Below are 26,477 nucleotides of genomic sequence, written 5' to 3' on the forward strand. Positions count from 1 at the left end.
TATCTATGGTAGAATGAAAGCACAAAAAAATCTGGGAGTGATCGTATGGCAGAATTGATTAATGGAAAAGAACTAGCTGAAAAAATGCAAGCAGAGATTGCGATAAAAGTGAGCGAATTAAAAACAAAATCGATCTCCCCCGGATTGGTCGTTTTATTAGTAGGAGAAAATCCAGCCAGTCAGGTTTATGTACGTAATAAAGAACGTTCCGCAAAATCAATCGGGATCCATTCAAAAGTTGAACGTTACCCAAGCACGATCTCTGAAGAAACGTTGTTAGCTGAAATCGAAAAATATAATCAAGACCCAAATTTTCACGGGATTCTTGTTCAGTTGCCATTGCCAAAACACATTGATGAAGAAAAAGTCTTATTAGCAATTGATCCTAAAAAAGATGTAGATGGTTTTCATCCAATGAATTTAGGACGATTATTAGCTGGTAACCCGGATAAGATTCCTTGTACGCCATATGGCATCATGAAAATGTTCGCAGCTTATGATATCGATTTGGCAGGGAAACGGGCGCTGGTGATCGGACGTAGCAATATTGTAGGGAAACCAATGGCACAATTATTATTGATGGCAGATGCTACAGTAACGATTGCTCATTCAAAAACGGCTAACCTTGCTGAACTTGCAAAAGAAGCTGATATTTTAGTCGTAGCGATTGGGCGAGGCCATTTTGTTACTAAGGAATTTATCAAACCAGGCGCAGTGGTGATCGATGTTGGTATGAATCGTGATGAGCATGGGAAATTGATCGGTGATGTAAAATTTGATGAAGTAGAACCTTTAGCAAGCTATATCACTCCAGTGCCTAAAGGAGTAGGACCTATGACGATTACGATGCTGATGTATCAAACCGTGCTGGCTGCTGAAGCAGGTGAGTAGATGACACAAGAATATTTAACAGTAACCACATTAACCAAGTATTTAAAAAGGAAATTTGATGTAGACCCTTATCTTGAAAGGGTCTATTTAACAGGTGAAATCTCGAATTTTCGTTTGAGAGCAAATGCACATCAATATTTTAGTTTAAAAGATGACCATGCGAAAATCTCAGCAATCATGTTCAAAGGTGCATTTCAAAAATTACGTTTTCAACCTAAAGAAGGGATGAAAGTATTAGTTGTCGGACGGATTTCTCTTTATGAAGCTTCTGGTTCTTATCAGATTTACGTCGAACACATGGAACCTGATGGTGTAGGAGCGCTATATCAAGAATTAGAAGAACGAAAAGAAAAATTGCGAAAAGAAGGTCTTTTTAAGCCGGAACATAAGCAAGCTCTTCCACGTTTTCCAAAAAGAATTGCAGTTTTGACCAGTCCAAGCGGTGCAGTTATCCGAGATATCATCACAACTGTCAAAAGGCGTTACCCCATCGCCCAACTCGTCCTATTCCCAACGGTGGTGCAAGGAAATCAAGCAGCTGACAATATCGTTGAAAATATCCGTCGTGTTGAAGAACTGGGAGATTTCGACACGATGATCATTGGACGTGGCGGCGGATCGATTGAAGACTTGTGGCCATTTAATGAAGAAAGAGTAGCACGTGCCATTTTTGAGGCACGAACACCTGTGATTTCTTCAGTTGGGCATGAGACGGATACTACTATTGCTGATTTAGCAGCAGATGTACGAGCAGCCACACCGACGGCGGCAGCTGAATTAGCTGTTCCTGTTTTATCTGAAGTATTGTTGAAGCTGAAAGAACGGCAAGCAAGGCTTGAACAGGCCTTTTTGCGTCAAATTCAACGCAAACAAGAACGTTTTGAACGAGCAAAACAATCATATGTTTTCCGTCAACCGGAACGTTTGTATGAAGGACAAACAATTAAGCTTGATCAGTTCAAACAGCGCTTGTTCCAAGCGACACAACAAATTTATCATTTGAAAGAAAAACAAACGGTTCGTTTGAACCATCAGTTGGCACAAGTTGCACCGACTTATCGAGTGAAATCTGCCAAGCAAGAAACAGACTACTTAGAGAAGCGGTTAGCTGAAAAAATGGAACAATATATGCAGAGCCAGCAGCAACGTTTCCAACAAGCGATTCAATCATTAGATTTGCTTAGTCCGTTGAAAATCATGGGGCGAGGATACAATTACACAACAATCGAAGGTCGTGTCGTGAAAAGTGTGACAGAGATGAAGCCTGAGGATACGATCACGATCCATTACCAAGACGGACAAGTGAATGCTACGGTACAAGAAGTAGAAGAAGGAGAATGATCAATATGGAAAATCCGACATTTGAGGAATCATTACAAGAATTAGAAAAAATTGTCATGGAATTAGAACAAGGTGATGTACCTTTAGAATCTGCTTTAGATGCTTTTAAACGAGGAATGGAATTAAGTAAGCATTGCCAAGATACTTTAACTAAAGCTGAAAAAACCTTGACGAAAATGATGTCAGAGGCAAATGAAGAAGTTACTTTTGAAGGAAATGAGGAAGCATAATGAAGTTGGCTGATTTTTCAACGATCCATCTATCTTCTGTAGAAGAAGAAATTGTTTCTTTTCTAAATGACTACACTTCTGATGAACAGTTGAAAGAAAGTATGCTTTATTCCATTCGTGCTGGAGGCAAACGGATTCGTCCTTTGCTTTTACTTAGTACAGTAGCTGCGTTTGGCGAATCGATCAATACAACAACTTATCAAGTAGCAGCTGCTTTGGAAATGATCCACACGTATTCGTTGATTCACGATGATCTTCCGGCAATGGACAATGATGATCTACGCCGCGGGAAACCAACAAACCATAAAGTCTACGGGGAAGCACTGGCTATTTTAGCAGGAGATGGGTTATTGACAGGTGCCTTTCAACTAATCAGTATGGCTCATTTAGCAAACTCACCAAAACTTTTACTGCTGCAACAATTAGCAATCAATGCGGGAACCCAAGGGATGGTTGCTGGTCAAGCAGCGGATATCGAGGGAGAAACAAAACAATTAACATTAGAGGAATTAATGTTTATCCACGAAAGAAAAACTGGTCGCTTGATGCACTACGCTTTATTAGCGGGAGGAGTTTTAGCAAACCAATCGGAGGAAGTTTTAGCTAGCCTACAAAAATTAGCCAGTCATCTAGGCCTTGCTTTTCAAATTCGTGATGATCTGCTCGATGTGGTTAGCACGACTGAAGTATTAGGTAAAACAGCTGGTAAAGATGCTAAAATGGAAAAAACGACTTATCCAGGTTTATTAGGTATCGAAGAAACAAAAAGCGCACTTGAAAATGAGATTGATGCGGCGAATCGAATGATTGATCAGTTAGAACAAACGGTATATTCATTCGATGGACAACTTTTACGTCAATTAGTTCAGCAATTCAGTGTATAGAAATGGAGAAAAAAATGGAAAAAGAACGCGTAGACGTTTTAGCAGTCAAACAAGGCTTGTTTGAAACGAGAGAGCAAGCCAAACGTTCAGTTATGGCTGGTTTGATCTATAACGAAAAAAATGAACGTTTCGATAAGCCAGGGGAAAAAATCCCTGTAAGTAGTGAATTACAGATCAAAGGCAAAAAATTACCTTATGTTTCTCGTGGAGGATTGAAATTAGAAAAGGCGCTAAAGGTCTTTGATTTATCTGTAGAAGGTAAAATATTATTGGATATTGGAGCATCAACGGGTGGTTTTACCGATGCGGCTTTACAAAATGGTGCAAAAATGAGTTATGCTCTGGATGTTGGGTATAATCAATTAGCTTGGAAAATCAGACAAGATGAACGAGTTGTAGTAATGGAAAGAGCGAATTTTCGTTATGCCAAACCAGAAGATTTTCAAGAAGGAACCCCAGAGATTGCCGTCATCGATGTATCATTCATTTCTTTACGTTTGATGTTAGTGCCATTACACGAAATTTTAGTTGACGGTGGCGAAGTGATTGCTTTGATCAAACCACAATTTGAAGCGGGGAAAGAAGCAGTTGGCAAGAATGGGATCGTTCGTGACCCTCAAACACATGTACAAGTGATTGAGGATATTTTACACTTTGCTGCGATGCATGGGTATGATGTATTAGATTTAAGTTATTCGCCAATAACCGGTGGAGAGGGGAACATTGAATTTTTAGCCCATTTGAAAAAAGTTTCTGATCAAGGAACGTTATCTCCAGATGTGGCACCTGAAAAGATCGTCCAAGAAGCCCACAACCAGTTTAACCACAAATAATGACGGGCAAGCAATAAAGAAGACAGCGGATTCTTCTTTATTAAGCGTTTGAAATAAGCTATCATAGTAAGGAAGAATACGTAAAGGAGCGAAGAACGTATGCGAAAAAAAGATCGGCATCGTTTGATTACCCGGCTACTAAATGAAAATGATATCAGAAAACAAGAAGAATTTGTGGAGATCCTGAAAAACAAAGGGATTTCAGTGACGCAGGCAACGATTTCCAGAGATATCAAAGAACTCAAACTCATCAAAGTTCCTGCAGCTGATGGAGGTTATCGCTATAGTCTTCCTGCAGAAACTACTGAAGACGTTAGTACGAAATTAGAAAAGTTATTGAAAGATGCATTTGTGGCTGTTGATCAAATGGAAAAATTTGTCATTTTAAAAACTTTACCAGGCAACGCTTCTGCTGCGGCTAATTTAATTGATAAACGATATAAAAAAGAATTGTTTTCCATCATTAATGATGACGATAATGTGTTGATGATCACACGAACAGAAGAAGATGCAGTTGCATTGAAAATGGATTTTTTACATTACCTTTGAGTTGAGGAGTGGTTGCCTTGTTACAAGAGATCAGTATTACTAATTTTGCGATTATTCCGGAATTGCATTTGTCTTTCCATAAAGGAATGACAGCTCTAACTGGCGAGACCGGGGCAGGTAAATCGATTATCATTGATGCCCTTGGATTACTGGCTGGTGGTAGAGGCTCCAGTGATTATATTCGACAAGGAGCCGATAAGTGTATCTTAGAAGGGTTGTTTGAATGGCCAAGTCAAGAAGGATTTACTGAATTGATGGAAGAACTGGGCATCGAATCAGATGGTGATAACTTGATTGTTCGTCGTGATATGGCATTAACGGGTAAAAATGTCTGCCGAGTCAATGGACATATTGTTACGCTGGCAAACCTTAGAAGGATCGGAAGTTATCTAGTTGATATTCAAGGACAAAATGAACACCAGGAGCTATTACAACCAGAAGCCCATTTAAATTTATTGGATCGTTTTGGTGATCGTACTTTTCAACAACAAAAGAAAAAATATCAAAAAGAGTATGCTATCTATCGTGAGCTCGAACGAAAAATGCGGAAAGTCCAACAAAATGAAAAATCATTTGTTCAACGGATCGACATGCTTCATTTTCAACAAGAAGAAATCGCAGCAGCTGATTTACAAGTTGGCGAAGAGGAACAGTTAAGCGAGGAAAGAGAAAAATTAAGCAATTATCAAAAGATCGTGGATAGTTTTGCTAGTGGTTATAGTGCATTGAGTGCGGGAGAACCCAGTAGTGTGGATAACGTTGGTTTAGCTGTTTCTGAACTACAAAGCATTGCTCATCTAGATAATGAATATGAAGCAATCGTTGAGAATGTTCAAAGTGCTTATTATTTACTTCAAGATGCCATTGGTGACATGAGTCGCCAAATCGATCTGCTGGAATTGGATGAAAACCGATTAGAAGAAGTCAATCAACGGCTTGAATTGATTCGTCAGTTGAAACGCAAATATGGGGAGTCAGTGGAAGCAATCCTTGATTATTACGAAGAAATCACTAAAGAACTGGATTCTTCTGATTTCTCAGAAGGTCAACTAGAAAAAATGCAACTGGAATTAACTAAAAAAGAAACGTTCTTGCAAGAACAAGCATTAGCACTGCATAAAACAAGAAAAAAAATCGCTAAAGAACTAGAAAAATCAATCTTAACGGAATTAAAAAGTCTATATATGGAAAACACGGAGTTTGAAGTCCGTTTTTCATCTGAAAAAAATGGACAATTAGATGCTAATGGATTGGACCAAGTGGAATTTTACATAACCACAAATCCTGGAGAACCATTGAAGCCATTAGTAAAAGTTGCCTCGGGTGGGGAACTATCACGTATGTTGTTGGCGTTAAAAACTATTTTTTCTTCAGAACAAGGTGTGACTAGTATCATTTTTGATGAAGTGGATACAGGAGTAAGCGGCCGAGTTGCCCAAGCGATTGCAGATAAGATCTCACAGATCTCATGTCACTCACAAGTTTTGTGTATCACCCATCTACCGCAAGTCGCTGCAGTTGCCGATTTTCAATACTATATTCAAAAAGAAGTCATTGATGGACGTACCCAAACATCGGTTACCGAACTACAACCCACACAACGAGAGACCGAAATTGCCCGAATGTTAGCAGGAAGTGAAATTACCCCACTAACAGTCGAGCATGCCAAAGAATTATTACGCTTAGCAAGTAAATAGAAAAATAGGTAGAAGCCTGAGCAGTCTAAGAGAAGAGGATATCTTAGAATGAACAGTTATTTGACTCAGAGATGCTACTTGTATGGCAGCAACTAAAACGACACTTGGCTTTCTTATAAAAAACGAACCATTAGCAAGCGAACATTCTTTCCTAGCAGGGTAAAAAACAAGTCCCGCACTTCTTTTTAGGAAGTGCGGGACTTATTGGTTTTTAAGCCATTCTTACATGACACTCATAACTGCAGTCAAGACAACTGAACCAATCGTTAAAATCAACATGGTCCAAACAACGAATTTAGTGATTTTTGAAAAAGTACTTGTTTGTTTATTCTCGCGCATAATTTTTACCTCGAAATTTTTTAGTTGTCTTTAGTTTAACTCCTTTTACTTTTCTTCACAAGGGGACGGTTACAAAAACTTTCCCTTTTTTAAATAATAAGCAGTAGCGATACTGATAAAAATCATCAGTAGAATAATCCATAAAAACGCATCGTCCCTTCCTGCAATAGGAAGCTTGATATTCATTCCATATAGACTACCAATGATGGTCGGGATCGTTAAGATGATCGTTAGAGAAGTTAAAATTTTCATAATATTGTTTAGATTATTAGAAACAATCGCTGAAAAGGTTTGATTCATTTGTTCAACTAGTTTTAATTGAATTCGAGCGGTAGTGCGTGATTGTTCTGTTTCAATAATCACATCATGGAGATGATTTTTTAAAGCGTGGTTTTCTTGAATCGTTTTGTTTTTTACTAAGGTTTTTAAAGTGGTCAAGTTAGCCGTGGTTGCTTCTTTGAAATAAACCAAGCTTTTTTGGATATCCATGATTTGATACAGTTGACTATTTTCTGTTGAGACACGCAATTGTTTTTCCAAGACATCGCATTGTGATTGTAAGGTGCTGAGATAAGTATTGTAGGAAAAAGTAATTTGCCACAATAATTGCATGAAGATATTTAAGTTGGCTGGTAAATCATTTTCAGTAAAAGCTTGACTAAATACTTTTTTCAAAAAGAGTGGTTCATGATTCGTAATTGTGATAAGCTTTTTTTTAGGTGTCACAATAATAGAAAAAGGGTAAGTATCTACTTGAAAATAGCCACTTGGGCTTGTTTTTGGAAACGGGTATTGCAATAATAATAACGCTGGTTTTGTTAATTTGGTCTGATTAAATTCTTCTTCTCGTGAATTTTCAGCATCGTCTAAAATAGAAGTAATGTAATCAGACGGAATTTGAAATTGGTGTGTGATTTGTTGGATTTCATCTTCACTTGGACGTTCGACGCAATACCAAATCGTATCTGCTGTTTCTTTTTGAGTATTGACCAATTGTCGATCCTCGATAGAAAAATACTTGATCATTTTTGAACCTCCTAATACGCTCTTTCATCTATTATAACGAATATCAGAATAGAACACAGTGAAAGAGCTTGGAAAATGGGATTGGCTAGGAACAGGAAAAAGGTAGTATTAAAGGAGTGGACTCATACAATTTGGATTAGATCTTTATCTAAGAAGTAAAAATAGTAGAAAACTTTATAAATTTAAAATAAATGAAATAGTTGTGTAAAATACATCAGGTATACTTGAACCAACTATGAAAGGGAGTTTTGTTAGATGGGCACTTTTACGCCACTTGTTTTATTTTGGTATATCTTTCCAGCCATCGTGTTGTTTGGCTGTAATTTTTTAGTGAAAATTTTTTCATTAGATCGTCGTTTTAAAATCAAAGCGCCTGATCTTACCGTTCCTTTTTTATGGGGAGGGATGCATGCATTGTCACGCAATTCTGCGACAGTTTCCTTCCTGCCTTTCTTTATGATTTCACTTTTGTTGATGGCGATTTGTATCGCTGTATTCCAGGCGTATTACTATGATGAAATTATCTATTCACGTTATCTTAAAATGACTTGGCGTTTAGCTTTCTTGTTAACAAGTGGTTTTTATGTCGTTTTAATCGTCTTAAATCTTCTCTCGTATCTTTGATAAAAAGCCAATCAAGCTGTAAAAAGACTTTTTAAAGACTTTTTACAGCTTGATTCTTAAAATTTTTTTTACTAATAAAAAAGTTATTCTCTGATTTCCCATAAAAGGTGGTAGAAAGTGGGGGATTGTGGTAGACTAATTTTAGTTAGTGGAGAGATGGGGGTAGTTTCAATGTTCATGGGCGAATTTCGGCATAATATTGATACAAAAGGTCGTATGATCGTACCTTCAAAACTTCGTGAAGAGTTAGGTGAACAATTCGTTCTCACGCGTGGATTAGATGGCTGTCTTTTTGGCTATCCAATGAAAGAGTGGGCGAATTTAGAAACAAAACTGAACGACATGCCTTTAGCGAAAAAAGATGCTCGAACTTTTGTGCGTTTTTTTTACTCGGCGGCCACTGAATGTGAATTAGACAAACAAGGACGGATCAACATTCCCAGTACATTAAGAAACTACGCTGCTTTAACGAAAGAATGTGTTGTCATTGGTGTATCCAATCGAATCGAGATTTGGGATGAGGCACGATGGCAAGAATTTTCTGAAGTGGCAGCAGAAAACTTTGATGAAATTGCTGAAAATATGATTGATTTTGGACTATAAGAATAGGAAGAGGCTGACTAATGACTGAGACATTTCAACACTATACAGTCATGTTGAAAGAAACGGTAGATGGCTTGAACATCAAACCAGATGGCATTTATGTAGACTGTACACTAGGCGGTGCCGGACATAGTGAATATCTTTTGAGCCAATTAAATACAAACGGGCACCTTTATGCATTCGATCAGGATCAAAAAGCCATTGATCATGCAAAAGTACGGTTAGCCCCATACATTGAAAAAGGTATGGTTACTTTTATCAAAGCGAATTTTCGTGAATTAGAAGCAAAGATAAAAGAGCATGTTCCTCAAGTCGATGGTATTTTGTATGATTTAGGCGTATCTTCTCCACAATTAGATGAAGCTGAAAGAGGTTTTAGTTATCATCAGGATGCTCCTTTGGATATGCGTATGGATCAATCAGCACCTCTGTCAGCGTATGACGTTGTTAATGAGTATTCCTATAATGAATTAGTAAAAATCTTCTTTCGTTATGGCGAAGAAAAATTTTCTAAACAAATTGCTCGAGAAATTGAACGAGTAAGAAAAATCCATCCGATCCAAACAACTGGTGAATTAGTAGAAATCATTAAAGATGTGATTCCTGCACCAGCAAGAAGAAAAGGTGGACACCCAGCTAAACGAATTTTCCAAGCAATAAGAATTGCAGTAAATGATGAATTAGGTGCAGAAGAAGCTTCATTAGAACAGGCGATTCGGCTATTAAAAATCAATGGAAGAATCAGTGTGATCACCTTCCATTCATTAGAAGATCGAATTGTCAAAAGTATGTTCAAAGAATACAGTACCGTTCAAGATTTACCACCCGGATTACCGGTTGTTCCTGAAGAATTTCAGCCAGAGCTGAAGTTGATTAATCGAAAACCGATTCTTCCATCAGAAGAAGAACTAAGTGAAAATAATCGATCACGTAGTGCAAAATTACGGATTGCTGAAAAAATACGAGTGAAAGAGGAGTAGCGTAATGGCAGAATTAAAAAAAGTCCAAGAATATCCATATGATTTACCAGAAGTGGTTGATCAACCAGAACAACAATTGCCAGATTCAAATCAAGAAATCGTACGCCCTCAATCACCGGCTAAACGCCTAAAACATATTTCTGTTTTAGAAAAATTAGCAGTAGTAAGTATTATTTTTTCAGTGATCGCACTATGTGTCTTAACAGTCATGTTACGAACAAATATCAGTGGTGTCGAAAAAGCAATCACAACGATTCAAACAGAGATCACTCAAAAAAACCAAGAAAAAACTAGTTTAGTACAGGAAAAAAATGAATTATCACGTACTGAACGAATCAAAAAAATCGCAGAAGAAAAAGGGTTGTCAATCAATGACGACAATTTAAGGAAAGTGAAGTAAATGAGTCTTAAAAATAAATTCCGGCGGTTTATGGAAAAGAAAAATCTAAATCCGACGAACAATCGCAAAAAAGTAGGTATCATTTTATTTGCTACGAGTATTGGATTGTTCTTTTTATTTGCCGTTCGTTTTTCTTATATCGTGATCGGTGGTCACGTGGCAGGAACCTCTTTGGCAGAAAAGACCGAACAACTTTACAAAGGGAGCGAGGTCGTAAAAGCAAAACGTGGAACGATCTATGATCGGAATGGGGTCGCTTTGGCAGAAGATGCCACTTCTTACTCAATCAAAGCAATCCTTTCAAAAACTTATACTTCTGGTGACAAAAAATTGTATGCCGAAGAAAAGAACTTTGACAAAATCGCCGAGATACTAAATAAAAATCTCTCTATAGAAAAGAACGATGCCTTACAAATCTTAAAAGATGGCGCCAAAAATAATCTATATCAAGTTGAATTTGGTTCTTATGGAAAAAATATCAGTCAAGAGACCAAACAGAATATAGAAGACGATATGAAGAAAGCAGGAGTAGTCGGTCTGTATTTTGAAGATCATCCCGCACGGATGTATCCTAACGGCGAATTTGCTTCCCACTTTATCGGCTATGCTGTTCCAGATAAAAATGAAAATGGCTTAGTTGGAAAGCTCGGACTAGAAGCTGCTTATAATGATATTTTAAGTGGTAAAAATGGGAAGATCGTTTACCAAAAAGACAACTACCAAAATCCTCTACCAGGAACAGTGGCAGAAGAAGTGAAAGCAGTTGACGGACAAGATATCTATACGACGTTGGATAGTCGTTTACAAAGTTATCTTGAAACGCTTATGGATCAAGTGAATGAAGAATACCAACCAGAAGAATTAACAGCCATGTTGATGAAAGCGAAAACTGGAGAAATTCTAGCAATGGGTCAACGACCTACTTTTAATCCTGAAACGATGGAAGGCTTAACCGGCAAGGATGCTGTTTGGCGTAATTTCTTAGTGCAAGATAGCTATGAGCCTGGTTCAACTATGAAAGTCTTCACGACTGCAGCAGCGATCCAAGAAGGGAAATTCAATGAGAATGAAACGTACCAATCTGGGAAAATAAAAGTTGCTGATGCGACGATCAACGACCACGATTTTGGAGCAAAAGGAGTTCTTACGATGCGACAAGCGTTATCTTGGTCAAGTAATGTTGGGATGGTAATGCTAGAGCAACGAATGGGCGGTACTTGGTACAACTACCTACAAAAATTAGGTTTTGGTCAAAGTACTCATTCAGGTCTAGATGATGAAGTAAATGGTGCTTTGCCAACAGAAAATATCGTTGACCGCGCAATGAGTTCTTATGGGCAAGCGATTGGTGTTACAAATTTCCAAATGATGAAAGCTTTCACTTCCGTCGCAAATAATGGAACGATGATCCAACCACGCTACATCAGTAAAGTTGTAGATCCTGCAACGAATGAAGAGCGTACAACGCAAACGGAAGTATTGGGGCAACCATTTTCAAAAGAAACGACCGAAAAAGTACGAGAATATATGCGTGACGTAGTTGAAAGCGAAAATTATGGTAGTGCATATGGGGTATATAGTGTGCCGGGTTATAATGTTTCAGCTAAAACTGGTACGGCACAGATTGCTTCTGATAAAGGTGGGTACCAAACTGGCGATACAGCATACTTATATTCCATCGTCGAAATGGTTCCATCTGAAGATCCAGAGTATGTTTTATACATTACGATGAAACATCCTAAGACTTACGATCGAATGGCTTTAGCTAAAATCGCTAATCCATTGATGAAACGTGCGATGGACTTCCAAGAAAGTGAAGAAGAAAATTCACCAGAAGCAAAAACAGAAAAAATCACTGTAGCAGATTACCGTAATCTAAGTGCTGACGTTGCCGCAGCAGATGCACAGAAAAGTGGATTGCAACCTATCGTTGTAGGTGATGGGAAAAAAGTGAAGAAACAATCTACTGCAAATGGTGATCAATTGATTTCTGGCGAAAAACTGATCTTGTATACAGGTGGAGAAAAACTAATGCCTGATGTCACCGATTGGTCCAAAGCAGATATTATGAAGTTAGGGAAAATCTTAGGGGTTGAAGTCACCTTCCATGGCGATGGTTACTGTAAGGAGCAAAGTTTAGCACCCTATGAAAAAATCACTGATAAAAAATTAAGTTTTACATTAGAAGAATAAGAATAGAATTGGGAGAGAAAAAGAGTATGGAGTGGACACAAGCATTGATTCCTATCGTTAGTAGTTGTGCAATGACTATTGCAGCAATGCCACTATTTATTGGGTATTTTCAAATGAAAAAACAAGGGCAGGCGATTCGTGAAGAAGGACCAAAATGGCATAATGTAAAAGCCGGAACTCCAACGATGGGTGGATTGGTGTTTTTAGTTGCAGCAATATTAACCGGAATTTGGGTTGGCGCTTGGCAAAATCAGTTGACGCCTACTCTTTTCATCCTACTATTTGTTTTAGCCTTATATGGTGTGATCGGATTTTTAGATGATTTCATTAAAATCTTTAAAAAACGAAACATGGGGCTAAACTCTAAACAAAAACTGCTAGGGCAGATCATTGGCGGGATCATTTTTTATCTTGTCTATCGTTCAGAAGGCTATCCTGGTACGTTAAATTTCTTTGGAATAGAGTTGCCACTTGGACTATTCTATGGGGTATTTGCTATTTTCTGGCTTGTTGGTTTTTCAAACGCGGTTAATCTGACAGATGGGATTGACGGATTAGTTGCTGGACTAGGAACGATCTCTTTTGCAACGTACGGGATCATTGCTTGGCATCAGCAACAATATGATGTCTTAATTATTTGTTTAAGTGTGCTTGGTGGGTTACTTGGCTTTTTTGCTTATAATCGTAAACCAGCCAAAATATTCATGGGCGATGTTGGTTCTCTGGCATTAGGTGGATTATTGGCAGCAATTTCTATTATGCTAAACCAAGAGTGGACATTGTTATTAGTTGGTTTGATTTATGTTATGGAGACAGCAAGTGTAATGCTTCAAGTTACTTCTTTCAAATTAACAGGAAAACGTATCTTCAAAATGTCTCCTATCCATCATCATTTTGAAATGTGTGGTTGGTCGGAATGGAAGATCGACATCATTTTTTGGTTAGTAAGTATTGTAACTTCTTTAATAACACTATGGTTCATTTGGTAGGAGATGACAGGAAATGAAAAAAATTTCAACATATGAAAACAAAAAAGTCCTTGTTCTTGGATTAGCGAAAAGTGGATTTAGTGCGGCCAAACTGTTACATGAGTTGGGCGCACTTGTCACTGTTAATGACGGAAAGCCGTTTGATGAAAATCCAGAAGCACAAGAGTTGCTATCACTGGGAGTCAAAGTGATTGCTGGAAGCCATCCGATTGAATTATTGGATGAAGAATTTTCTTTGATGGTGAAAAATCCGGGGATTCCGTATAGTCATCCATTTGTTCAAAAAGCACAAGAACTGGGTATTCCGGTAATTACGGAAGTGGAATTAGCTTACGAGGTAGCGGAATGTCCGATTATTGGGATTACAGGAACGAATGGTAAAACTACAACAACAACTATGACAGGCTTGTTATTGAACGCTGGTGATTTGCCAGGAACAGCTCGCCTAGCCGGGAATATCGGTTATCCAGCTAGTAGTGTGGCGCAAGAAGCAACAGCTGACGATAAAATCGTTATGGAACTATCTAGTTTCCAATTGATGGGAATCACTGATTTTCGTCCCCATGTAGCAGTAGTAACCAATATTTATGAGGCTCATATCGATTACCACAAAACGAGAAAAGAATATGTAAAAGCAAAATGGCATTTACAACAGAATATGACAGAGAAAGATTATTTGATTTTGAATTGGAATCAAGAAGAGCTAAGAGAACTCAGTAAAAAGACTAAAGCAACGGTGTTACCTTTTGCGACGGAACAAAAACTACCTAAAGGTGCCTATTCTTTAGATGGTAGTATCTACTATAACCAAGAACAAATCATGGATATTACAGAATTGGGTGTTCCTGGTTCACACAATGTTGAGAACGCACTAGCTGCCATCTCAGTTGCTAAATTATATGGTATCTCAAATGAAGCGATCAAAAATGCTTTACACCATTTCCATGGAGTACCGCATCGTACACAGTATGTGGGGGAATTTCAAGGAAGGAAGTTTTATAACGATTCAAAAGCAACTAATATTTTAGCTACTAAAATGGCATTAAGTGGTTTTCAGTTAGATCAATTAGTATTAATCGCTGGAGGTCTGGATCGGGGAAATTCATTTGATGAGTTGATACCAGCTTTAAAAGGCATCAAAGCGTTGATCACTTTTGGGGAAACTCAAAATAGATTAGCGGATGCCGGCAAGAAAGCAGGTATCCCTGTGATCAAGGCAGCTGAAAACGCAGAAGCCGCTGTACCGATCGCCCTTGAATTGAGTGAAGAGGGTGATTCGATCTTATTGTCCCCAGCAAATGCAAGTTGGGATCAATACCCTAATTTTGAAATTAGAGGCGAACGGTTTATGGAAGCTGTCAATAAACTAACTATACAAAAGTAGAAACGAGCGAGAATGAATGAAAATTTTGGTTACTGGTGGCGGAACTGGCGGGCATATTTATCCAGCACTAGCCTTCGTCAATTATGTAAAAACAAAAGAGCCGAATACTGAGTTTATGTACGTTGGAGCGCAAAGAGGCTTAGAAAATAAGATTGTTCCTGAGACCGGGATGCCTTTTCGTACGCTAGAAATACAAGGATTTCAGCGGAGGCTTTCGCTAGATAATCTGAAGACTATCCAACTTTTTTTAAAAAGTATTCGAGAAGCAAAAAAAATTTTAAAAGAATTTAAACCAGATGTGGTGATTGGGACTGGGGGCTACGTGTCGGGTGCAGTAGTCTATGCGGCATCTAAGTTAGCGATTCCTACGATCATCCATGAACAAAATAGTGTGCCTGGCATCACCAATAAATTTTTAAGTCGCTATGTGGATCGAATCGCACTTTCTTTTGAAGATGCTGCTCCATTTTTTCCTGCAGAAAAATCGTCTTTGATCGGTAATCCTCGGGCGCAAGAAGTTGCGGATATGGATAAATCGAAAATTTTAGCCACTTATGGACTTGATCCAGAGAAAAAAACAGTCTTGATTTTTGGTGGTAGTCAAGGGGCTTTAAAAATCAATCAGGCAGTGACAGAATTTTTAATGTCGTTCGATCAGGAATACCAGGTTCTGTATGCCTCAGGCGAACGCTATTATAAAGATATCCAAACGAAAGTTCCTGCTTGTGCCAATGTCAGCATACAGCCTTATATCAATAAAATGGCAGAAGTAATGGCATCAAGCGATCTATTGGTTGGTAGAGCAGGTGCGACTTCGATTGCTGAATTAACAGCTTTAGGTTTGCCAGCTATTCTAATTCCAAGTCCTTATGTGACGAATGACCATCAGACAAAAAATGCAATGAGCTTAGTCAAAAACAATGCAGCGAAGATGATCAAAGATGACGAATTAGATGGACGTTCCCTAAAACAAGCGATTGAAGAGATCATGACTAATGATCAATTACAAAAACAAATGTCTTTAGCTTCTAAACAGCAAGGAATCCCAGACGCATCAGAAAGAATGTACGAGCTAGTAAAATCATTAATTCAAAAATAAAGGTGGTGTGGTCTTAGTGAGTAAGAAAAAAAAGCCAGACAAGCTGCCAAATGAATCTGAGGGTGAACAAAATCTAACTCCTTGGCAAAAGGCCAACCGGAAATATTTGGCAGAACACGAAAAAAAGGAAGAACAAAAAGAAGAGCAAAAAGAAGAAAAAAATGAAAATACAAATGAGCCGGCAGCATCCACTTCCGCTACTAAAGAAGCAGACTCAGCGGAAGGTGAGAAGCAAGAAGCAACCGCTTCTGATCCAATGAAAAAAGGAGACTCTGAGCCATTTGAAAAAATTGAACAACCAAAAATTGGTAGTCCTTATAATGGCTCTTTTTTAAATCGGCTACCGAATCTGAAAAATCAACGAAATAAAGTTCTTTATCGAAGACTGACTTTTATTATTTCAATCCTAACGATCCCACTGATTTTTTTGATTTATTATGTTTCCCCTTATAGTCGACTGCAAGGGATAACAGTTTCAGGGAACCAAATGATTACGAGTCAAACAGCCATTGCCGACTCTCATTTGGCAATTGATGGAAATGTTTGGAGTCAGTATTTCCATAAAAACCAATATCTTGATACATTGAAAAAAGAACAACCAAGAGTAGAGAGCGCACAATTGCATTTTAAGTCAATCAATACTTTTGAGTTGGCTATCAAAGAATACAAAGAGATTGCTTTAGTGATGAAGGACGGCGAATATTTTCCTGTAATCGAAAATGGGAAAGTCTTAAAGGAAAAAGTAGCAAATCCGACTAAGAATTTACCAATTCTAGAGAATTTCACAGATAACGCCAAAATTAGTCAATTGGTTAAAGAATATAATCAATTAACTTCAGAATTACAAAAAGCAATTTCAGAAATCAAATATACACCAAAAGAGAGCAATAAAAATTTGATCCAACTAAATATGAATGATGGGAACCAAGTGATCGTCAATATTCAAAATCTAGCCAGTCAAATGAAATATTATCCACAAGTCGCTAAAGAGATGAAGGAAAAGGGCGTCATTGATATGGAGGTAGGGATTTTCTCTTATCCTTACAGTGAAAGCAAGAAGGAGAATGGCGGAGTAACAGATCCATCTGTGCAGACAAGTTCTACCGAAAATCTCACAGGACAATCGGGAGCATCAAGTGATCAGTCAGACCAATCTTCGGAATCAGTTGAGTCAAATCAAGCAGGTCAGTCAGAGAATACAAGTGAATCTAGCCAAATCGATGACAATTCAAGTTCATCGTCTTCAGATTTAACCGAAAATTAATAAAACAGCTTTAAAAAGTGATAATCTACTTTCTAAAAACCGGTAATTTATGGTAGAATTGAAGGCAGTGAATATATCTATTAAAGTATATTTAAAAACGGACGTTAGTTGTTCGCTTGTATATGGAATAGTAAGTAGGAGGGAATCCCGTTCATGGCAAAAACAGGAATGTATGTAGGCCTTGATATTGGAACGACATCTGTCAAAGTTGTCGTGGCTGAATATATCGACAGCCAAATGAATATTATTGGAGTAGGAAACGCAAAATCAGAAGGGATTAACCGCGGCATTATCGTTGATATCGATAAAACGGTCCAAGCGATACAACGAGCAGTAAGACAAGCAGAAGAAAAAGCAGGAATACAGATCAAAGGGGTTAGTGTTGGTCTACCAGCAAACTTGCTTGAAGTGGAAAATTGCCAAGGAATGATTGCAGTAAACGGGGATTCGAAAGAAATCACCGATGAAGATGTCAGAAACGTGGCTTCAGCTGCCCTTGTTCGTTCAATTCCTCCTGAACGTCAAATCGTATCAATTTTGCCACAAGACTTTACCGTTGATGGATTCGAAGGAATCAAAGATCCTCGTGGAATGATCGGTGTCAGATTAGAAATGTATGGCTTGTTATTTACTGGGCCAAAGACGATTGTTCATAATATCCGTAAATGTGTAGAAAATGCAGGATTGGTTGTCAATGAATTAGTCATTACACCATTAGCTTTAACAGAAACAATCCTTTCAGATGGAGAAAAAGATTTTGGAACGATCGTGATTGATATGGGCGGTGGACAAACGACAACAGCTGTTATGCATGACAAACAATTGAAGTTCACTAGTCTAGATCAAGAAGGTGGCGAGTTCGTCACAAAAGATATCTCGATTGTGTTGAATACGTCATTCAATAATGCTGAAGCGTTAAAAATCAATTATGGGGATGCTTATCCAGAACGTACTTCTGCAAATGAAGAGTTTCCAGTAGATGTGATCGGTCAATCTGAACCTGTCAAAGTGGATGAACGCTATTTATCAGAAGTGATTTCAGCCCGTATGGAACAGATTTTCAATAAAGCCAAAGAAGCGTTAGACCAAATCGAAGCACTAGAGTTACCTGGTGGTATCGTACTAACTGGTGGTGCTGCAAGCCTTCCAGGTGTTGTTGATCTGGCACAAGAGATTTTTGGTGTGAATGTTAAGCTATATGTACCTAACCAAATGGGACTTCGTAATCCAGTCTTTACTAATGTAATCAGCATCGTGGATTACTCAGCTAACTTGAGTGAAGTCTATCAATTGGCTAAAATTGCTGTGACAGGTGAAACAGTGGTCGCGCATCACACAACTGTAGAACAAGAAGTGACATCATATGATAATGATAGCTATGATGTTCCAGAAGAAACGGTCTACGACGAACCTGAACAAAAGAAATCAGACGAAGATGTAACAACTAAAATTAAAGGTTTCTTTTCAAAAATTTTTGATTAATTCATCCTGGGAGGAATAAAATATGGAATTCTCAATTGATAATAATATCAATGACGGCGCAGTAATCAAAGTCATCGGTGTCGGTGGCGGCGGTGGAAATGCTGTTAACCGTATGATTGAAGAAAATGTAAAAGGTGTTGAGTTCATCACTGCCAACACAGATGTCCAAGCATTGAAAAATTCAAAAGCTGAAACAGTTATCCAATTAGGACCTAAATATACACGCGGACTAGGTGCAGGCTCTCAACCAGAAGTTGGTCAAAAAGCTGCCGAAGAAAGTGAACAAGCTTTACGCGAAGCCTTAGATGGCGCTGACATGATTTTCATTACTGCAGGTATGGGAGGCGGAACTGGTACAGGTGCTGCTCCAATCGTAGCAGGAATTGCTAAAGAACTTGGTGCTTTAACTGTCGGTGTCGTAACTCGACCATTCACTTTTGAAGGACCAAAACGTGGCAGATTTGCTGCTGAAGGTATCGCACGTTTGAAAGAAAACGTCGATACATTATTGATTATCTCAAACAACCGTCTTCTTGAAGTAGTTGACAAGAAAACACCAATGTTAGAAGCTTTCCGTGAAGCTGATAATGTATTACGTCAAGGGGTTCAAGGGATCTCAGATTTGATTACAGCCCCTGGTTACGTTAACCTTGACTTTGCTGATGTGAAAACTGTTATGGAAAACCAAGGAACAGCGTTAATGGGTATCGGTGTAGCAAGCGGTGAAGAACGTGTGATCGAAGCGACGAAGAAAGCTATTTCTTCTCCACTTCTTGAAACATCAATCGATGGAGCTGAGCAAGTCTTGCTTAACATCACTGGTGGATTAGACATGACTTTATTTGAAGCTCAAGATGCTTCAGATATCGTAGCAAATGCTGCTACAGGCGATGTTAACATCATTCTAGGTACATCAATCAATGAAGAAATGGGCGATGAAATCCGTGTAACGGTTATTGCAACGGGTATCGACGAATCAAAAAAGGAACGCAAGTCTAGTCGTCCGGCTAGACAAACACAAATGCAATCATCTACTCAAAAAACAGTTTTAGATATGGATCAAGCAAAACCAATCTCTGCTGAAGAAGAAAATAGCAGTTTTGGTGACTGGGACATCAGACGTGAACAAAATGTCCGTCCTAGAGTTGAAGAAACGAATTTTGAACCTATCGAAAAAAAAGAATTTGATACATTCAATCGTGAAGAAACAAAAGCAAAAGGTGACGATGAATTAAGTACACCACCATTTTTCCGTCGTAAAAAATAAAGGAGGAAGAGCACATGATTGCTGACAACTTGCTAAAAATCGAGCAAGAGATTCAGGACTCGTGTGCTCTTGTTCATCGTGATCCGAAAGAAGTCACACTAGTCGCTGTCACCAAATCAGTGGATTCTGCTACGGCAGAAAAATTGATTGAACAGGGTGTAAAAAACTGCGCAGAAAACCGCGTAGATAAATTGTTACAAAAAAAACAAGATTTAGTTAATTATCCTGATGTAAAGTGGCATTTAATTGGTAATTTGCAGCGTAGAAAGGTAAAATTGATTATAAATGAAATTGATTGCTTTCACGCATTAGACAGTTTGAAATTAGCAGAAGAAATACAAAAAAGGGCAACAAAACCCCTCGATTGTTTTGTGGAAGTGAATGTATCTGGTGAAGCATCCAAACATGGTTTTTCGCCAGAAGAGCTGGTTCCTTTTATCGAATCTTTAGTTGCTTTGTCTAAAATAAAGGTTGTTGGTTTAATGACGATGGCACCTAAAGAGGCTTCTGCTAAACAAATTCGCAAAGTATTTGGAACGCTGAAAGAATTGCGTGATCTTGTTCATTCGAAAGGTTTTTCGCATGCACCATGTACGGAATTAAGCATGGGAATGAGTCAGGACTTTCAACTGGCAATCGAAGAAGGTGCCACATTCATCCGTGTAGGAACAGCGCTATTCAAAGACGAGGAGGAACAATAATGCCACTTTTAAATAGAGGTGCGATTGCTAATTTTTTCGGATTAGCTGATGAGGAAGAGTACGAGGAGTATCCTGAAACATCTAAGCCGGCTGTAGCACAGCCTACAACAAAAAAGAAACCAATACAGCCAACACAATCTCAAATGAGCCAGCCAAGAGCTGTCTCAAAGCCACGTGCGCAACAAACAACACGTCCTGTTGCTCGTGAAAGTGTAGCGGCAAATGAAACAAAAAAAGTGATTGAATTACATCAAACACCAGCTAAAAAAACACGTAAAGAAGAAACAGCAAAAACTTCTTTTACACCTAAAACAAATTTAGCTGGAAAAATTACGGTCATGGAACCACGAGCTTATTCTGAAGCAATGGCTATTGCTAAACGAATCATTGCTGGTGAAGCAACATTAGTAAATTTCCATTTAGTAGAAGAAAAACAAGCGAGAAGAATCGTTGATTTTTTAACTGGCACTGTCTATGCATTAGATGGTGACATTAAGCGAGTAGGTGACGAGATTTTTCTATGCACGCCAACTGGAATGGAAATCGATAGTTCAACAGCACAATCTTTTGCAGACGTGAACCTATTTGACCTATAAGAGGAGGAACGACAATTTATATTATTTTTATATTACTTAATCTGCTGGGACGAGCAGCCTACTTTTACAGTCTTTTGTTAATGGTTTATGCACTTTTATCCTGGTTTCCAGGAGGATATCAATCAGGGATTGGTCGCTTTTTAGCAAAAATCTGTGAACCGTATATCCAGTTATTTGATCGACTTCCACTTCGATTTGGTGGAATTGATTTTACGATTCTAGCTGCGATCTTGATTTTAAACTTAGCAATACAAGGTCTTCAACATATCGTTTTATGGATAGTCATGGCAATTTATTAAAACGATCAAAGGAGTAGCTGATAGGAGGGGAAAATATGGATGCTAATGTTTATCAGCATTTCCGTGCAGATGAACGTTCTTTCATCGATTCAGTAGGTGATTGGATCGAACAGGTACAAGGGCAATATGCACCTTATCTTACTGACTTTCTTGATCCAAGACAATCCTATATACTAGAGACGCTGATCCGTCAAGATAGTGAATTACACTTTTCATTTTATGGCGGTTATGAGCAAGCAGAACGGAAGCGATGTTTGATTTTTCCTGACTATTATGAGCCTACTGACGAAGATTTTGAGGTGTCACTTTATGAAATCCATTATCCGAGTAAGTTTGCTAGTTTGACTCATGGAAAAGTATTAGGTACATTGGTTGGTACAGGTATCAAACGAGCTTACTTTGGTGATATCATTTCTGATGGTGATCGCTGGCAAGTGTTCATTGCAAGAGAAGTTGAACAGTTTGTAGCAACGCAAGTAACAAAAATCGGCAAAGTCTCTGTTCGGATGGAGCCAATCAAGTATACGGAATTACTTGTGCCAAAAGATGGTTGGACACAAGAAAGAGGTACAGTGACTTCATTGAGACTAGACAGCGTGATCTCGGAGATTTATAATATTTCCAGACAGCGTTCGAAGCAGCTGATTGAGTCTGGAAAAGTAAAAGTAAATTGGACAGAAAATACACGCCCTGATTTTTTACTTGAGTTATTAGATATCGTTTCGATCAGAGGATTTGGTCGAATCCAAATTCAAGAACTTGAAGGAAAAACCAAAAAAGAAAAATACAGGGTATTATTTGGTGTATTACGTAAATAAAACAAAAAGGTGGTTTACACATGGCTTTAACTCCATTAGATATCCAAAACAAAACATTCCCCACAAAAATGCGGGGATACAATCAAGACGAAGTAGATGATTTCTTAGATTTAGTTGTTCGTGACTATGAAGAAATCACGCAACGAAACCGTGAACTTGAAAAAGCAGTGAAACATTCAGAAGAAAAATTAGAATATTTCAATGAACTAAAAGATGCATTGAATCAGTCAATCATCGTTGCTCAAGACACAGCGGATAAAGTTAAAACAAGTGCAAGTAAAGAGTCCGAAGTAATCGTGACATCTGCTCAAAACAAAGCGGATGAATTAGTGGCTACGGCTGAAAAACGTGCGCACCAATTAACGACAGATGCGGAAGAAAAAGCAAGACAAATCCTAACAGATGCAACTGAAAAAGCAAAACAGCTAGCAGTTGAAACAGAAGACTTAAAGAAAAAAACACGAGTTTTCCACCAACGAATCAGCTTGATGTTAGAATCTCAATTAGAACAAGTAAAAAGTCCAGAATGGGATGAAATTTTACAACCTTTCTCAAGCTATGTGTCAGATAGTCATGAAGTGATCAAAGAAGTTTTAGCAAAACAACTTGACAATGAAAATCAAACTGATGTAAACTCAGACACAGGCATCATGGAAGCACCAATGACTGCATTTGATACACAGGCGATCGATATTTCGATCATTCCTGGTGATGACGAAGAGTAGAACAGAAAAGCATTTTGTCATTCTTTTCAGCGAGCCGATGATAGTGGAAGTTCGGCAAGACCCTGCAAAGTGAAAGATCCTCTACGAAGATTGTTTCTGAAATAGGAGTAAGAAACAACGGTTGACCTCGTTATTGGTTTTTAAGAGTTACATGATCATGTAACTGAATTTGGGTGGTACCACGGCATGTTCGTCCCTTTGGATGAACATGCTTTTTTGTGTTCTTTAAAATGATGAAAGAAGGAGCGTAACTGGTTTATGAAAATGAAAGAAACCTTACAACTAGGTAAAACAAAATTTCCAATGCGTGGTAATTTGCCTAATCGTGAAGCGGATTGGCAAAAAGAATGGGAAGAAAATAAAATTTATCAAAAAAGACAAGAATTAAATGAAGGAAAGCCAAGTTTCATCTTACATGATGGACCTCCTTATGCAAATGGAAATATCCATTTAGGACATTCATTAAATAAAATCAGTAAAGATATCATTATCCGTTCAAAATCAATGTCAGGATTTCGTGCACCTTATGTTCCAGGTTGGGATACTCACGGTTTACCGATTGAACAAGTATTAGCCAATAAAGGGATCAAACGAAAAGAAATGACAATGTCAGAGTACTTAGAAAAATGTCGTGAATATGCCCTTTCACAAGTCGACAAACAACGAGAAGATTTCAAACGACTAGGAGTGGCAGGCGATTGGGAGCATCCATACGTCACGTTGGATCCTTCTTACGAAGCGGCACAAATCCGTGTTTTCGGTAAAATGGCTGAAAAAGGCTATATCTATAAAGGATTGAAACCAATCTATTGGTCTCCGTCAAGTGAATCTTCACTTGCTGAAGCAGAAATCGAATATAAAGATGTGAAGTCTCCTTCTATCTTTGTGGCTTTCAATGTGAAAGATGGCAAAGGGTTGTTAGATGAAGATACAGCTTTCGTTATTTGGACAACTACGCCATGGACATTACCAGCAAACCAAGGAATTGCAGTAAATCCAACTTATACGTACGTTTTAATCGAAGCAGATGGACGTAAATTTGTCGTTGCAAAAGATTTATTAGAAAAAGTTCAAACTGAAATCGGTTGGTCTGATGTTCAGGTGTTGAAAGAGATTGCTGGTCAGGAAATGGAATACATGACTGCTTGGCATCCGTTTTATGAGCGGGAATCATTAGTCATCTTAGGTGACCATGTAACTTTAGACGCTGGTACTGGATTAGTCCATACAGCACCAGGTCACGGGGAAGATGACTATATTGCAGGAAACAGATATAAATTGCCAGTAGTTTCTCCAGTGGATTCAAAAGGGGTTTATACAGAAGAAGCACCAGGATTTGAAGGGGTCTTTTACGACAAAGCGAATCCAATGATTACTGATTTGTTACAAGAAAAAGGTGCTTTATTAAAACTTGACTTCTTTACGCATAGTTATCCTCATGACTGGCGTACAAAAAAACCTGTGATTTATCGTGCTACACCACAATGGTTTGCATCAATCGACGATTTCCGACAAAATATTTTAGAGGAAGTAGAAAAAGTAGATTGGATCATTCCTTGGGGGAAAACACGTCTTTATAATATGATCCGTGATCGTGGCGACTGGGTTATTTCACGTCAACGTGCATGGGGTGTGCCATTGCCAATCTTTTACGCTGAGAATGGGGAAGCAATCATTACGCCGGAAACGATTGAACACGTAGCGCAATTGTTTGCTGAACATGGTTCAATCATTTGGTTTGAGAAAGAAGCGAAAGATCTTCTTCCAGAAGGCTTTACGCATCCAGGATCACCGAATGGACAGTTTACGAAAGAAACAGATATCATGGATGTTTGGTTTGATTCAGGTTCTTCTCACGAAGCAGTCTTGCGTCAACGTCCAGAACTATCATTCCCAGCTGATATGTATTTAGAAGGTTCTGATCAATACCGTGGCTGGTTCAATTCAAGTATTACTACAAGTGTGGCAATCAATGGGGTTGCACCGTATAAATCTGTCCTTTCTCAAGGGTTCACTCTGGATGGCGAAGGGCGTAAGATGAGTAAGTCGTTAGGTAACACGATCTTGCCAGATAAAGTGATCAAACAATTTGGCGCGGATATCTTACGTTTGTGGGTAGCTAGTGTGGATTATGAAGCAGATGTACGTGTATCCATGGATATTTTAAGCCAAGTAGCAGAAGTTTACCGCAAAATCAGAAATACGATGCGCTTCTTGATTGCAAATACTGAAGACTTCGATCCACAAAAAGATACGATTTCATTTGAAGAATTACGTTCTGTAGATAAATATATGACTATCCGATTGAACGAAGTGATTAAAGAAATTCGTGAAGAAGGATATGAGAAATATAACTTCATGCACATCTATCGTACCGTAATGAACTTTTTAACAGTAGATCTATCTGCATTCTATCTGGATTTTGCTAAAGATGTTGTTTATATCGAATCAGAAAATGATTACCAACGCCGTTGTATGCAAACTGTGTTTTATCAAACAGCAGTAGCTTTAACAAAATTATTAACACCGATTATTCCACATACTGCAGAAGAAATTTGGTCTTTCTTAAAAGAAGAAGAAGAGTTTGTTCAATTAAGTGAACTTCCAGGTTACCAAGAGTATCCAAATCAAGAAGAATTGATGGATACTTGGGCAGCATTTATGGACTTCCGTGATAAAGTGTTAAAAGCTTTAGAAGAAGCACGAAACAATAAATTGATCGGTAAATCTTTGGAAGCGAAGTTGACGATCTATCCAAATGAACAAGTTCGTGGATTGCTGACAGCTGTGGATGCGGATATTCCACAATTGTTGATCGTGTCACCAGATTACTATGAAGTGATGTCAGCTAACGCAGAAGTACCAGAAGCTGCGGTGAAATTTGATGACGTAGCCATTTTAGTAGAAAAAGCTGACGGACAAACATGCGATCGTTGTCGTCAAATCCGCAAAGACGTAGGCGTTGATGAAAAATTACCACACTTATGTGGACGCTGTGCGCACATCGTTGAAGAAAACTATCCAGAAGCAGTGGCAGAAGGATTTGAATAAAAATTTGGTCATGTTTGGTGACTAAAGGAAAGTTATCTAAAAAACATCAAAGTTAGTAAGAGTTACTAGCTTTGATGTTTTTCGTTTTAATAGAGTGATTTCATTATCCATATAGAGTCGAGAGGAGCCAAAAAGTCTGGGATATTAATCAGAACATAACTGATTAATATCCCAGACTCTTAATGTTAGTAAATTTTTACTTTAAACGTTAC

Annotated in this window: 26 protein-coding genes; 24 read left to right on the forward strand and 2 right to left on the reverse strand. The window is 38.3% G+C overall.

The features are described from left to right. The first annotated feature begins 45 nt into the window (after nt 1–45). The 7 genes from AB3H90_RS04465 to recN all read left to right on the forward strand — a co-directional run bounded on the left by AB3H90_RS04465 (nt 46) and on the right by recN (nt 6,425). Entirely contained in the window at nt 46–891 is an 846-nt protein-coding gene (locus tag AB3H90_RS04465) for a bifunctional methylenetetrahydrofolate dehydrogenase/methenyltetrahydrofolate cyclohydrolase (RefSeq protein ID WP_063626747.1), read from the forward strand. Continuing rightward, nucleotides 892–2,232 carry an exodeoxyribonuclease VII large subunit gene (gene xseA, locus AB3H90_RS04470; protein ID WP_034698802.1) on the forward strand — a complete coding sequence of 447 codons (1,341 nt, stop codon included), beginning with the start codon at nt 892–894 and terminating at the stop codon, nt 2,230–2,232. A 5-nt stretch (nt 2,233–2,237) separates the two neighbouring features. Next, nucleotides 2,238–2,462 (forward strand): exodeoxyribonuclease VII small subunit, encoded by a 225-nt coding sequence (locus AB3H90_RS04475; protein WP_010719792.1) that lies wholly within the window; start codon nt 2,238–2,240, stop codon nt 2,460–2,462. Continuing rightward, nucleotides 2,462–3,346, forward strand: coding sequence for a polyprenyl synthetase family protein (locus tag AB3H90_RS04480; RefSeq protein ID WP_368016267.1), 885 nt, complete (start codon nt 2,462–2,464; stop codon nt 3,344–3,346). The genes AB3H90_RS04475 and AB3H90_RS04480 overlap by 1 nt, the downstream gene beginning before the upstream one ends. 14 nt (nt 3,347–3,360) lie before the next feature. Continuing rightward, a complete protein-coding gene (locus AB3H90_RS04485) occupies nt 3,361–4,179 on the forward strand; it encodes a TlyA family RNA methyltransferase (RefSeq protein ID WP_010738204.1) in 819 nt (272 codons plus the stop codon). 99 nt (nt 4,180–4,278) lie between these two features. After that, nucleotides 4,279–4,728, forward strand: coding sequence for an arginine repressor (gene argR, locus AB3H90_RS04490; protein ID WP_010719789.1), 450 nt, complete (start codon nt 4,279–4,281; stop codon nt 4,726–4,728). A 17-nt stretch (nt 4,729–4,745) separates the two neighbouring features. After that, nucleotides 4,746–6,425 (forward strand): DNA repair protein RecN, encoded by a 1,680-nt coding sequence (gene recN, locus AB3H90_RS04495; protein ID WP_010719788.1) that lies wholly within the window; start codon nt 4,746–4,748, stop codon nt 6,423–6,425. A 222-nt stretch (nt 6,426–6,647) separates the two neighbouring features. On the opposite strand, the gene AB3H90_RS04500 is transcribed toward recN, so the two are convergent. Both AB3H90_RS04500 and AB3H90_RS04505 read right to left on the reverse strand, forming a co-directional pair. Continuing rightward, a complete protein-coding gene (locus AB3H90_RS04500; RefSeq protein WP_010719787.1) occupies nt 6,648–6,764 on the reverse strand; it encodes a DUF4044 domain-containing protein in 117 nt (38 codons plus the stop codon). A 69-nt stretch (nt 6,765–6,833) separates the two neighbouring features. Continuing rightward, on the reverse strand, nt 6,834–7,790 hold the full coding sequence (locus AB3H90_RS04505) for a magnesium transporter CorA family protein (protein WP_010719786.1): 957 nt from the start codon (nt 7,788–7,790) through the stop codon (nt 6,834–6,836). 255 nt (nt 7,791–8,045) lie between these two features. On the opposite strand from AB3H90_RS04505, the gene AB3H90_RS04510 reads away from it, so the two are divergent. From AB3H90_RS04510 to ileS, 17 genes are all read left to right on the forward strand, one after another. Further along, nucleotides 8,046–8,414: a DUF3397 domain-containing protein gene (locus AB3H90_RS04510; RefSeq protein WP_368016268.1), complete on the forward strand. Its 369-nt coding sequence runs from the start codon at nt 8,046–8,048 to the stop codon at nt 8,412–8,414. Nucleotides 8,415–8,585: 171 nt separating this feature from the next. Next, nucleotides 8,586–9,017, forward strand: a complete 432-nt coding sequence (mraZ, locus tag AB3H90_RS04515; RefSeq protein ID WP_014834189.1) for a division/cell wall cluster transcriptional repressor MraZ — start codon at nt 8,586–8,588, stop codon at nt 9,015–9,017. 20 nt (nt 9,018–9,037) lie between these two features. Then, entirely contained in the window at nt 9,038–9,997 is a 960-nt protein-coding gene (rsmH, locus tag AB3H90_RS04520) for a 16S rRNA (cytosine(1402)-N(4))-methyltransferase RsmH (protein WP_053766114.1), read from the forward strand. 4 nt (nt 9,998–10,001) lie between these two features. Next, the gene (ftsL, locus tag AB3H90_RS04525; protein ID WP_010719782.1) at nt 10,002–10,397 is read left to right on the forward strand and encodes a cell division protein FtsL; all 396 of its coding nucleotides are present in this window, start codon (nt 10,002–10,004) and stop codon (nt 10,395–10,397) included. Continuing rightward, complete coding sequence (locus AB3H90_RS04530; protein ID WP_010719781.1) at nt 10,398–12,590, forward strand: penicillin-binding transpeptidase domain-containing protein; 2,193 nt, start codon at nt 10,398–10,400, stop codon at nt 12,588–12,590. Nucleotides 12,591–12,616: 26 nt separating this feature from the next. Further along, complete coding sequence (gene mraY, locus AB3H90_RS04535; protein ID WP_368016269.1) at nt 12,617–13,579, forward strand: phospho-N-acetylmuramoyl-pentapeptide-transferase; 963 nt, start codon at nt 12,617–12,619, stop codon at nt 13,577–13,579. Between the two features lie 13 nt (nt 13,580–13,592). Beyond that, nucleotides 13,593–14,963, forward strand: a complete 1,371-nt coding sequence (gene murD / locus AB3H90_RS04540; protein WP_368016270.1) for a UDP-N-acetylmuramoyl-L-alanine--D-glutamate ligase — start codon at nt 13,593–13,595, stop codon at nt 14,961–14,963. 16 nt (nt 14,964–14,979) lie between these two features. Continuing rightward, a complete protein-coding gene (gene murG / locus AB3H90_RS04545; protein ID WP_368016271.1) occupies nt 14,980–16,062 on the forward strand; it encodes an undecaprenyldiphospho-muramoylpentapeptide beta-N-acetylglucosaminyltransferase in 1,083 nt (360 codons plus the stop codon). A 16-nt stretch (nt 16,063–16,078) separates the two neighbouring features. Continuing rightward, nucleotides 16,079–17,326 (forward strand): cell division protein FtsQ/DivIB, encoded by a 1,248-nt coding sequence (locus tag AB3H90_RS04550; protein ID WP_368016272.1) that lies wholly within the window; start codon nt 16,079–16,081, stop codon nt 17,324–17,326. A gap of 153 nt (nt 17,327–17,479) precedes the next feature. Beyond that, nucleotides 17,480–18,808 (forward strand): cell division protein FtsA, encoded by a 1,329-nt coding sequence (gene ftsA, locus AB3H90_RS04555; protein ID WP_010719776.1) that lies wholly within the window; start codon nt 17,480–17,482, stop codon nt 18,806–18,808. A 22-nt stretch (nt 18,809–18,830) separates the two neighbouring features. Then, complete coding sequence (ftsZ, locus tag AB3H90_RS04560) at nt 18,831–20,075, forward strand: cell division protein FtsZ (RefSeq protein ID WP_010719775.1); 1,245 nt, start codon at nt 18,831–18,833, stop codon at nt 20,073–20,075. Between the two features lie 14 nt (nt 20,076–20,089). Next, complete coding sequence (locus tag AB3H90_RS04565; protein ID WP_010719774.1) at nt 20,090–20,776, forward strand: YggS family pyridoxal phosphate-dependent enzyme; 687 nt, start codon at nt 20,090–20,092, stop codon at nt 20,774–20,776. Then, complete coding sequence (locus AB3H90_RS04570; protein WP_010719773.1) at nt 20,776–21,372, forward strand: cell division protein SepF; 597 nt, start codon at nt 20,776–20,778, stop codon at nt 21,370–21,372. The genes AB3H90_RS04565 and AB3H90_RS04570 overlap by 1 nt, the downstream gene beginning before the upstream one ends. 29 nt (nt 21,373–21,401) lie before the next feature. Beyond that, entirely contained in the window at nt 21,402–21,671 is a 270-nt protein-coding gene (locus tag AB3H90_RS04575; RefSeq protein WP_368016310.1) for a YggT family protein, read from the forward strand. Nucleotides 21,672–21,706: 35 nt separating this feature from the next. After that, nucleotides 21,707–22,489, forward strand: a complete 783-nt coding sequence (locus AB3H90_RS04580) for an RNA-binding protein (RefSeq protein WP_010738197.1) — start codon at nt 21,707–21,709, stop codon at nt 22,487–22,489. Nucleotides 22,490–22,509: 20 nt separating this feature from the next. Continuing rightward, nucleotides 22,510–23,214 carry a DivIVA domain-containing protein gene (locus AB3H90_RS04585; protein WP_010719771.1) on the forward strand — a complete coding sequence of 235 codons (705 nt, stop codon included), beginning with the start codon at nt 22,510–22,512 and terminating at the stop codon, nt 23,212–23,214. A 258-nt stretch (nt 23,215–23,472) separates the two neighbouring features. Next, entirely contained in the window at nt 23,473–26,265 is a 2,793-nt protein-coding gene (gene ileS, locus AB3H90_RS04590) for an isoleucine--tRNA ligase (protein WP_010738196.1), read from the forward strand. Nucleotides 26,266–26,477 lie beyond the last annotated feature (212 nt).

Origin of the sequence: Enterococcus sp. C63, from assembly GCF_040887215.1 — a bacterium.
Classification (GTDB): Bacteria; Bacillota; Bacilli; order Lactobacillales; family Enterococcaceae; genus Enterococcus_B; species Enterococcus_B hirae.

Coding starts and splice junctions, on each gene's coding strand:
- AB3H90_RS04465 (WP_063626747.1), top strand. CDS start 46: ATGGCAGAATTGATTAATGGAAAAGAACTAGCTGAAAAAATGCAAGCA.
- xseA (WP_034698802.1), top strand. CDS start 892: ATGACACAAGAATATTTAACAGTAACCACATTAACCAAGTATTTAAAA.
- AB3H90_RS04475 (WP_010719792.1), top strand. CDS start 2,238: ATGGAAAATCCGACATTTGAGGAATCATTACAAGAATTAGAAAAAATT.
- AB3H90_RS04480 (WP_368016267.1), top strand. CDS start 2,462: ATGAAGTTGGCTGATTTTTCAACGATCCATCTATCTTCTGTAGAAGAA.
- AB3H90_RS04485 (WP_010738204.1), top strand. CDS start 3,361: ATGGAAAAAGAACGCGTAGACGTTTTAGCAGTCAAACAAGGCTTGTTT.
- argR (WP_010719789.1), top strand. CDS start 4,279: ATGCGAAAAAAAGATCGGCATCGTTTGATTACCCGGCTACTAAATGAA.
- AB3H90_RS04500 (WP_010719787.1), bottom strand. CDS start 6,764: ATGCGCGAGAATAAACAAACAAGTACTTTTTCAAAAATCACTAAATTC.
- AB3H90_RS04505 (WP_010719786.1), bottom strand. CDS start 7,790: ATGATCAAGTATTTTTCTATCGAGGATCGACAATTGGTCAATACTCAA.
- AB3H90_RS04510 (WP_368016268.1), top strand. CDS start 8,046: ATGGGCACTTTTACGCCACTTGTTTTATTTTGGTATATCTTTCCAGCC.
- mraZ (WP_014834189.1), top strand. CDS start 8,586: ATGTTCATGGGCGAATTTCGGCATAATATTGATACAAAAGGTCGTATG.
- rsmH (WP_053766114.1), top strand. CDS start 9,038: ATGACTGAGACATTTCAACACTATACAGTCATGTTGAAAGAAACGGTA.
- ftsL (WP_010719782.1), top strand. CDS start 10,002: ATGGCAGAATTAAAAAAAGTCCAAGAATATCCATATGATTTACCAGAA.
- AB3H90_RS04530 (WP_010719781.1), top strand. CDS start 10,398: ATGAGTCTTAAAAATAAATTCCGGCGGTTTATGGAAAAGAAAAATCTA.
- mraY (WP_368016269.1), top strand. CDS start 12,617: ATGGAGTGGACACAAGCATTGATTCCTATCGTTAGTAGTTGTGCAATG.
- murD (WP_368016270.1), top strand. CDS start 13,593: ATGAAAAAAATTTCAACATATGAAAACAAAAAAGTCCTTGTTCTTGGA.
- murG (WP_368016271.1), top strand. CDS start 14,980: ATGAAAATTTTGGTTACTGGTGGCGGAACTGGCGGGCATATTTATCCA.
- ftsA (WP_010719776.1), top strand. CDS start 17,480: ATGGCAAAAACAGGAATGTATGTAGGCCTTGATATTGGAACGACATCT.
- ftsZ (WP_010719775.1), top strand. CDS start 18,831: ATGGAATTCTCAATTGATAATAATATCAATGACGGCGCAGTAATCAAA.
- AB3H90_RS04565 (WP_010719774.1), top strand. CDS start 20,090: ATGATTGCTGACAACTTGCTAAAAATCGAGCAAGAGATTCAGGACTCG.
- AB3H90_RS04570 (WP_010719773.1), top strand. CDS start 20,776: ATGCCACTTTTAAATAGAGGTGCGATTGCTAATTTTTTCGGATTAGCT.
- AB3H90_RS04580 (WP_010738197.1), top strand. CDS start 21,707: ATGGATGCTAATGTTTATCAGCATTTCCGTGCAGATGAACGTTCTTTC.
- AB3H90_RS04585 (WP_010719771.1), top strand. CDS start 22,510: ATGGCTTTAACTCCATTAGATATCCAAAACAAAACATTCCCCACAAAA.
- ileS (WP_010738196.1), top strand. CDS start 23,473: ATGAAAATGAAAGAAACCTTACAACTAGGTAAAACAAAATTTCCAATG.